2 protein-coding genes are annotated in these 2,030 nt (G+C 50.4%); one reads left to right on the forward strand and one right to left on the reverse strand.

Features of this window, described 5'->3' with window-relative positions:
* Nucleotides 1–1,208, reverse strand: a 1,208-nt coding sequence (locus OEM52_15035; GenBank protein ID MDK9701448.1) for an excinuclease ABC subunit UvrA, incomplete at its 3' end; no start/stop codon positions are given.
* A gap of 244 nt (nt 1,209–1,452) precedes the next feature.
* Here OEM52_15035 and OEM52_15040 point away from each other — a divergent pair.
* On the forward strand, nt 1,453–2,030 hold a 578-nt coding region (locus tag OEM52_15040), incomplete at its 3' end, for a hypothetical protein (protein ID MDK9701449.1).

The following is a 2,030-nucleotide window of genomic DNA, read 5'->3' on the forward strand; positions in this document are numbered from 1 at the left end:
CCCATAAAGCCTTCGATCCATTCCCGGATCATGTCCGATTGGGTCTGATGATAGCGCCGCTGCAGGTTGGGAATTACGCCTTCCCACTTCCCGGTTTGCTCCCAAAACCGTTTCCCGTCGCTATGGGCGAATCGGTAACGATACTTCTCAGTGCCAGTCCCATACAAAATCCACTGTTTTTGTTGTTTGGTCAGTTTCTCCCAGGGACCATCGATGGTGAAGCCGTGTACCTTCGCCATCTGTTCCATCATCGAGTTAAAAAGGGTATCGCCGGAAACGCTATTGGCAAGCGCCCCTTCCAACACCGAGAGCGAAGGATTGACCACCATCCGCTCTGGATCGATTTCCATTTTTGTACCGAGTCCCGAACAAGTTGGGCACGCGCCATAGGGGGAATTAAACGAGAACAGCCGCGGCACCGGTTCCTCGATGGAAATGCCACATTCGATACATGCGAACCGCTCGCTGAACATTTTCTCGACGTTTTTTTCATCGACGATAGTGAGTAGTCCCGAAGAGAGTTTGAGCGCAGTTTCCACCGAATCGATGATGCGCGAGCGGAGTTTTGGATCGACTTTCAACCGGTCGACGACAACTTCGATCGTATGCTTCTTCGTCTTTTGGAGCGGAATACTGTCTTCGATGCCATAGGTGATGCCGTCGACCCGGACGCGGACATATCCATCGCGTTTCACTTCGGCAAGCAGCTCTTTGTACTCCCCTTTGCGACCGCGGATCAGTGGTGCAAGCAACGTGATTTTACTGCCAACGGGATAGAAAAGGAGTTGATCAACGATCTGTTCGGCGGTTTGACGTTCAATGATTTTCCCGCATTGCGGACAATGGGGAATGCCGATCCGGGCAAAGAGGAGGCGGAGATAATCGTAAATCTCGGTAACGGTACCGACCGTCGAGCGGGGATTACTGCGACCGGTTTTTTGTTGAATCGCAATGGCGGGTGAGAGTCCCTCGATCCGGTCGACGTCGGGCTTTTCCATGAGTCCGAGAAATTGCCGGGCATACGCCGATAGCGATTCGACATAACGGCGCTGCCCCTCGGCATAAATCGTATCGAAGGCAAGCGACGATTTCCCGGAGCCGGAAAGCCCGGTTATCACGATCAGCTTGTTCCGTGGCAACTCAAGTGTAATGTTCTGCAGATTGTGTTCGCGGGCGCCTTCGATGCGGATAACGTCTTTCCCAGCCATTTTTCGGTACTCCCATCACACGGATTTTGTTACAACGGGAGAAGGTACTCTTTGGAAATAGTGTGAGCAATTTCCCGGTTTTCTCGGAAAGTAACTGCAAGAGAATACAGGATTTCCTCCGAAAGTTTCCTTTCTCTGAGGTCATTCTCAGAAGTTCATGCAGCAATAATTTCTGAGGATATTGAAAAGGGTAACAGTTATAAGAGATTTTCCACTTACCTTATGAAAGTGTGGAGAACCTGATATGCTTCGTCATTTATCGTTTCGATTCATCGGTTACGTTTTACTCCTCTGCTACGCTTTAGTATTTCCTCCTCGCGCAACAGCAGCCACCAAGCCGCAAACGATCCCCTCTCCATTCTTCTTCACCGAAAACAAGGGGCAATGGGATTCGCGCGTGCTCTACAAATGTCAAGCGAAGAATGGCATGACTTGGTTCCTCGAACGCGATGGAATTACTCTCCTTGTGAGCAGGGAACAGGGAACGGGGGACAGGGAACATGGGGAGCAATCCGTACGTCGGACATTCTTGTCCGACGACTATTCGAGTAGGGGCAGACCCTCTGGGTCGCCCAATGAAAACGACTTACCGGAAATGTTGCGCCGCCATCCGCAACAAAAATATCCGATGAAATCTCATGCACTGAAATTTCACTTCGTGAAAGGTGAAGGGTCAAAGGTCAAGGGTGAAGGGTCAAAGGTGAATGGTGAAAAGGAAGCTAAAGAAGATTCCGAGAACCTCGACCAGTCTTTTTCTACCCTACACCCTACACCTTATACCCTAAACCCTTCACCCGATTTCTTACACCCTTCACCTTACAC

It is taken from the genome of bacterium (assembly GCA_030247525.1).
Lineage (GTDB): Bacteria > Electryoneota > JAOADG01 > JAOADG01 > JAOADG01 > JAOTSC01.